Origin of the sequence: uncultured Aquincola sp., from assembly GCF_964001545.1 — a bacterium.
Lineage (GTDB): Bacteria > Pseudomonadota > Gammaproteobacteria > Burkholderiales > Burkholderiaceae_C > Aquincola.
Window position 1 is genome coordinate 1 of sequence record NZ_CAXFDV010000403.1, and the last position, 4655, is coordinate 4655.

At 71.3% G+C, this 4655-nt stretch carries 8 protein-coding genes and 1 pseudogene; 3 read left to right on the plus strand and 6 right to left on the minus strand.

The features are described 5' to 3' along the window. Nucleotides 1-258: pseudogene (locus ABNT58_RS13780) on the plus strand (SDR family NAD-dependent epimerase/dehydratase); the annotation flags it as partial. A 3-nt stretch (nucleotides 259-261) separates the two neighbouring features. Here the strand turns inward: ABNT58_RS13780 and ABNT58_RS13785 are convergent. Together ABNT58_RS13785 and ABNT58_RS13790 are read right to left on the minus strand one after the other, a co-directional pair. Next, complete coding sequence (locus ABNT58_RS13785; protein ID WP_348754037.1) at nucleotides 262-687, minus strand: putative toxin-antitoxin system toxin component, PIN family; 426 nt, start codon at nucleotides 685-687, stop codon at nucleotides 262-264. 9 nt (nucleotides 688-696) lie between these two features. Further along, on the minus strand, nucleotides 697-942 hold the full coding sequence (locus tag ABNT58_RS13790; protein WP_348754038.1) for a hypothetical protein: 246 nt from the start codon (nucleotides 940-942) through the stop codon (nucleotides 697-699). A gap of 186 nt (nucleotides 943-1128) precedes the next feature. On the opposite strand from ABNT58_RS13790, the gene ABNT58_RS13795 reads away from it, so the two are divergent. Next, complete coding sequence (locus ABNT58_RS13795) at nucleotides 1129-1674, plus strand: NUDIX domain-containing protein (RefSeq protein WP_348754039.1); 546 nt, start codon at nucleotides 1129-1131, stop codon at nucleotides 1672-1674. Here ABNT58_RS13795 and ABNT58_RS13800 read toward each other — a convergent pair whose 3' ends face one another. The 4 genes from ABNT58_RS13800 to ABNT58_RS13815 are packed head-to-tail and all read right to left on the minus strand — an operon-like array spanning nucleotide 1675 to nucleotide 3953. Further along, entirely contained in the window at nucleotides 1675-2598 is a 924-nt protein-coding gene (locus tag ABNT58_RS13800; protein ID WP_348754040.1) for a glycosyltransferase, read from the minus strand. Between the two features lie 10 nt (nucleotides 2599-2608). Continuing rightward, nucleotides 2609-3271: a PIG-L family deacetylase gene (locus ABNT58_RS13805; protein ID WP_348754041.1), complete on the minus strand. Its 663-nt coding sequence runs from the start codon at nucleotides 3269-3271 to the stop codon at nucleotides 2609-2611. Then, entirely contained in the window at nucleotides 3268-3732 is a 465-nt protein-coding gene (locus tag ABNT58_RS13810) for a host attachment protein (RefSeq protein ID WP_348754042.1), read from the minus strand. Before ABNT58_RS13810 ends, ABNT58_RS13805 begins: the two co-directional genes overlap by 4 nt. Beyond that, nucleotides 3729-3953: a hypothetical protein gene (locus ABNT58_RS13815; RefSeq protein WP_348754043.1), complete on the minus strand. Its 225-nt coding sequence runs from the start codon at nucleotides 3951-3953 to the stop codon at nucleotides 3729-3731. Before ABNT58_RS13815 ends, ABNT58_RS13810 begins: the two co-directional genes overlap by 4 nt. A gap of 156 nt (nucleotides 3954-4109) precedes the next feature. On the opposite strand from ABNT58_RS13815, the gene ABNT58_RS13820 reads away from it, so the two are divergent. After that, on the plus strand, nucleotides 4110-4655 hold a 546-nt coding region (locus ABNT58_RS13820; RefSeq protein WP_348754044.1), incomplete at its 3' end, for a DUF4142 domain-containing protein.

A 4655-nucleotide genomic window follows, 5' to 3' on the forward strand; every position in this document is an offset into this window, starting at 1 on the left:
CCGGTGAACATCGGCAACCCGGTGGAGCGCAGCATGCTGGACATCGCCCGCCTGGTGCTGGAACTCACCGGCTCACGCTCGCCGCTGGTCTTCGAACCCCTGCCCCAGGACGACCCCCGCCAGCGCTGCCCCGACATCAGCCTGGCCCGCGAAGAGCTGGGCTGGCAGCCCGCGGTGGAGCTGCGCACCGGTCTGCTGGACACCATCGCCTGGTTCGACAAGTGCCTGGCCGGCGGGCCGGAAGATCGGAGGATGTGAGGCTCAGGCCGAGGGCGGGTCGGCCAGCCAGGCCAGGGCCTGCGCGACGGTGATGATCTGCACTGCCTGATGCTGACCGACCGACAGCAGGGCCTTGTCACCGGTGACCACTGCGTCTGCCCGCGCTGCCAGCGCGGTGCCGATGATCACGTCGTCATCGGGGTCTGGTGCAATGCGGACCACCATCACGGGCCTGACTGCGGGAGCGAGACGCGCATAGGCGGCAGCCAGCTGCTCCCGGCTCATGCCCGACGCAGCGAGCTTCTTCCCGAACTTCTTGCGACCCAGGATGTCTTCGAGCTCAACAAGGATGGCGCTGCTGCTGAAGAGCTCCACCCGAAGTTCACGCGCCGCCTGGAGCAGCAGCTTTGGACTTCCGCCCCACAACATGGCGGATGCCACCACGTTGGTGTCGAGGACCAAGCGCACGGTCAACGCTCAGTCTTGGCGCGATGCAGCTCCTTCAGTTTTCAGCCGAGCCACCTCGTCGGCCAAATCCTCAGGCGACATGACGGCCGGCTCTTCGACCGCGGCCATTTTGTCCATGGCGGCGAACAAGCCTTCGATCTGACGTGCGTCCAGCTGTTCCCGCAGCCAGCGTTCGAGCGTGGCAGGCGTCAACAAGCCGGCACGCTGCGCTTCCTGGGCCAGCTGGTCAGGCAACACGATGTGCACGGTGGTCATGGGCGCCTCCGGATGAAGTCCGATGTTGCAAAAGTGTCCTGCATTTTCGGTGCCCTTGCGTCACCACCCGCCCCGTGGGGCGGCGGGGGGTAGCAGCGAGAAAGGGATGCACGACGCCTACGGCTGGCGATGCGCCAGAGCGATGCCATGCCAAGGTTGCCCCCGACTCGACCAGAATCGGACGTGATGACGGCCCCCATGATCTCATTCAGCGCCAGCGACTGGCGCTTCAACCTGCGCGCTGCTGGCGTACTCCGCCATGCTGACTTCGTGCTGCTGCACAGGCTGGCCGGCGATGCCTTCTGGGCCTTGCCGGGCGGTCGTGTCGAGATGGGCGAAACGGCCGAGGCCGCCGTCCGGCGTGAGATGCGCGAAGAGTTGGGAACGGATGTGGACGTGGGTCGCCTGCTGGCCGTCGTGGAGAACCTCTACACCTATCGGGACCGGCCGCATCACGGCATCGAGATGTACTTCGCGGTGAGCCTGCGTGCGGGCTCGCCGCTGGCAGGCTGCGCACCCTTCGAGCGGGTCGAGGAGGGCGGCATGGGACTCGACGGCGTCCGAACGCCGGGCTCCCGCTTGCAGTTCCAGTGGTTTCGTGCGGGCGAGCTTTCGCAGGTTGACCTGCGGCCGTCCTTTCTGCGCCACTTCCTGGCCGCCGGCGACAGCCAGGGCGTGCGGCACATCGTTCACGAAGACCGAACGATCACGCAGCGCAGGCCGCCGGCCTGATCACCGTCGCTGCGCCACCACCCGCCGCACGGGGGCGGGCGGCGCCAGCGGCACGCCGCGGTGCACCAGCCACCAGTTGCGCACCACTTGGGGCGGCAGCACGCGGCGGCGGCGCAGCACCCAGGGCAGGCCGGCGAGGGCGGCGCGCAGGCCCTGGGTGCGCAGGCCCTGCCGGGCGGCGTCGCGCAGCACGCTGCGGGTCTCGTCCCAGGCGATGGGCCACGGCAGTCGCAGCCAGGCCAGCCACAGCCGGTTGCGGATCAGGCTGGCGCGCCGGTGCTGCACGTCGCGGGCGGGCGAGGGGTGGTGGTGCGTCACCACGTCGTGGCGGTAGCACAGCGCCCAGCCCAGGGCCTGCAGGTCGAAGGCCAGCAGCGCTTCTTCGGCGCCGAGGAAGAAGCGCGGCTCGTAGCCACCGGCCTGGCGGAAGGCTTCGGTGCGCATCACCACCGCGCCGGCCATGAAGCCCACCAGCGCCGGCCCGGGCAGCCCGCGGGCGTCCACCGGGCTGTGGGCCATGGCGTCGCAGGTGGGGTCGGTGTGGTTCTCGGGGCCCACCAGCACGCGGGCGTTGAGCGCGGCCACGCGCGGGTGGTGGTCCAGCAGGTCGGCCGCGCGGGTGAGGGCGCCGGGTGCCCACCAGGTGTCGTCGTCGCAAAAGGCCACGTAAGGCGTGCGCACCAGCGCCACGCCGCTGTTGCGGCCGGCGGCGCCGCGGTTGCTGGCTTCGCGCACCAGGCGCACCTGCGGATGCTCCGCGGCCACACGTTCGGCGGTGCCGTCGCTGCTGGCGTTGTCCACCACGATGACTTCGGGTTGCTCGGGCAGGGCCTGCAGCCGGTGCAGCACCGCCATCAGCTCGTCGGCGCGGTTGTAGGTCAGCACCACGATGCTGACACGAGGGTCCTGCAAGGGTTCGGTCATCGCTGGTGCATCAGTCCAGGGTCAGCTGCCAGAAGCGTTCGGGGCGTTGGGTGTCGTGCAGGCCGTCAGGGCCGAAGGCGCGGGCCTGGCTGGTGTAGGCGGCGATCGCCCGCGCCTTGGCGGCTTCGTCGCCCTGCGGCGGATCGGGCCAGGGCGTGGCGGTGATGCCGGCTTGCGCCAGCGCCACCAGCCGCTGCTGCAGCAGGCCGGGCATCACGCGGTACAGCGCCTCCTCATACCCGATGGCGCTGCGGCGGCCGCTGCTGCGCAGCGCCTGCAATGCGGCCTCGTGCACCAGCACATGGTCGGAGTGGAACAGGCCCATCGGCAGCAGCAGCGGCGCTTCGGCCGGCAGGTCCTGCAGCAAGGTGGCCAGCACGGCGGCCACCTCGTCCACGCCGGGCGACTGGTCGTACTGGCTGTCGAGGAAGGGCAGCCAGCGCCATTGCGCGCCCACGGCCTGCAAAGCGGCTTCGTCTTCTTCGCGGCGCGCCTGCATCGCCTGGCCGGCGCTGTCGAAGCCGCATTGGCGGTCCCAGTCAGTCAGGCGTTCGGGCCGCGGCGGCAGGCTGGCCAGCACCGTCACCACGCAGGTGCCGGGGTGCGCGGCCAGCCAGCGGCCGCAGCCGAACACCGCATCGTCCAGATGCGGTGACACCAGCAGGCCGTTCATCGGCCGCCGTCTGCCGCCGGAAACAGGCGGGCCGTCAGCTCTTCGGCGCGCAAGTGGGTCAGGTCGTGGTTGTCGTCGTCGGTGACCACGTCGGCCACCTGCGGCGGCAAGGCCTTGCGCAGCAGGCCCAAAAAGCGCGGCGCGGCCACCACGCGCAGGCTGCTGAAGCGGCCCGCCTGGCGCTCCTGCGCCAGCCACCTGGCCACGGTGCCGGCAAACACCTGGGCATGCTGGTGCGTCTCTTCCAGTCCGGCCGACGTGGTGGCGTTGCTGGCATGCACACCGACCTGCGCGCGCTGGCCATGGCCGTCGTGCCGCATCTCGGCATCGCGTGCATGGGCGTCGGGGTCGGTCAGGGTGTGCACCGGTTGCAGCACGGCGCCGGGCTTGGGCAGCGCGTACACATGGGCCACCGCTTCGTCGGCCACCAGGACCCACAGTGGGTTGGTGTTGGCGCTCATCCCGCCTTCCTCCCGTTTTCGTTGTCGGTGGCGTCGCGGTCGGCCTGACGGGCCAGGCTGCTCTCGGCGTCGTCCGCTGCCTGCTGCTCGGGCGTGTCGTCGGCCTGCGGCAGCGCTGCGCCGCCGTCCAGCACTTCGGCCAGGCCTTCCTCTTCCTTCACCGCATCGCGGCGCTCGTTCATCGGCCGGCCGGGGCCGGACACCTGCGTGGAATGGGTCATACGTGGGCTCCTTTCAAGGGGTGCTGCGTCGTCCGCTGGCGGCAAGCGCCATGCCGCGCCGGGCCGCGGCCGATGGGCGGTGCGGGGACGCGTGGCAGGGCACGTGCCTTGCCGCCTGTGCCGCAAGGCGGCGCATGCCGCGAGGAGCCGAACCTGATGACTGCACAAGCTTCCTTCCGCACCCCAAGGCCTGCTGGCCTGGCCACCGTGCTGGCCCTGGCCATCGCTGCGCTGGCCGCCGGCTGCGACCGTGGCACACGCAACACCGATGGCAACGGCATGGCGCCGAGCACGCCCGCTGCGTCGGGCGCCGCGCCCGGCGCGGGCAATGCGCCCACCGATGCCGGCAGCCCGCCGCCCGACTCGCCCGCCAACAGCCGTACCGGCAGTCCCGTGGGCATACCGAACGGCGCGCCCGAGGCCGGCATGGCCACGCCCGAGAACACCGCGCCCAGCGGCACCGCACCAGCCGTGGCGCCTGCACCGGGCGTGGCTGCTTCCGCCACGCCCACGGCGCCGGCCAGCGATGCCGCGGCCCCTGGTGCCGCCGCGCCGCTGAGCGCGGCGGACAAGGCCTTCATGACGGCGGCCCATGCCTCGGGGCTGTTCGAGGTGGAGGTGGGCCGCATCGGTGCCGAGCGGGCCCAGAACACGTCGGTCAAGGCGCTGGCCGGTCACCTGGTGTCGGAACACAGCGTGGCC

Excerpts from the sequence above, each read along its gene's own strand:
- ABNT58_RS13790 (WP_348754038.1), bottom strand. The coding sequence starts at position 942 with ATGACCACCGTGCACATCGTGTTGCCTGACCAGCTGGCCCAGGAAGCG.
- ABNT58_RS13795 (WP_348754039.1), top strand. The coding sequence starts at position 1,129 with ATGACGGCCCCCATGATCTCATTCAGCGCCAGCGACTGGCGCTTCAAC.
- ABNT58_RS13800 (WP_348754040.1), bottom strand. The coding sequence starts at position 2,598 with ATGACCGAACCCTTGCAGGACCCTCGTGTCAGCATCGTGGTGCTGACC.
- ABNT58_RS13805 (WP_348754041.1), bottom strand. The coding sequence starts at position 3,271 with ATGAACGGCCTGCTGGTGTCACCGCATCTGGACGATGCGGTGTTCGGC.
- ABNT58_RS13810 (WP_348754042.1), bottom strand. The coding sequence starts at position 3,732 with ATGAGCGCCAACACCAACCCACTGTGGGTCCTGGTGGCCGACGAAGCG.
- ABNT58_RS13815 (WP_348754043.1), bottom strand. The coding sequence starts at position 3,953 with ATGACCCATTCCACGCAGGTGTCCGGCCCCGGCCGGCCGATGAACGAG.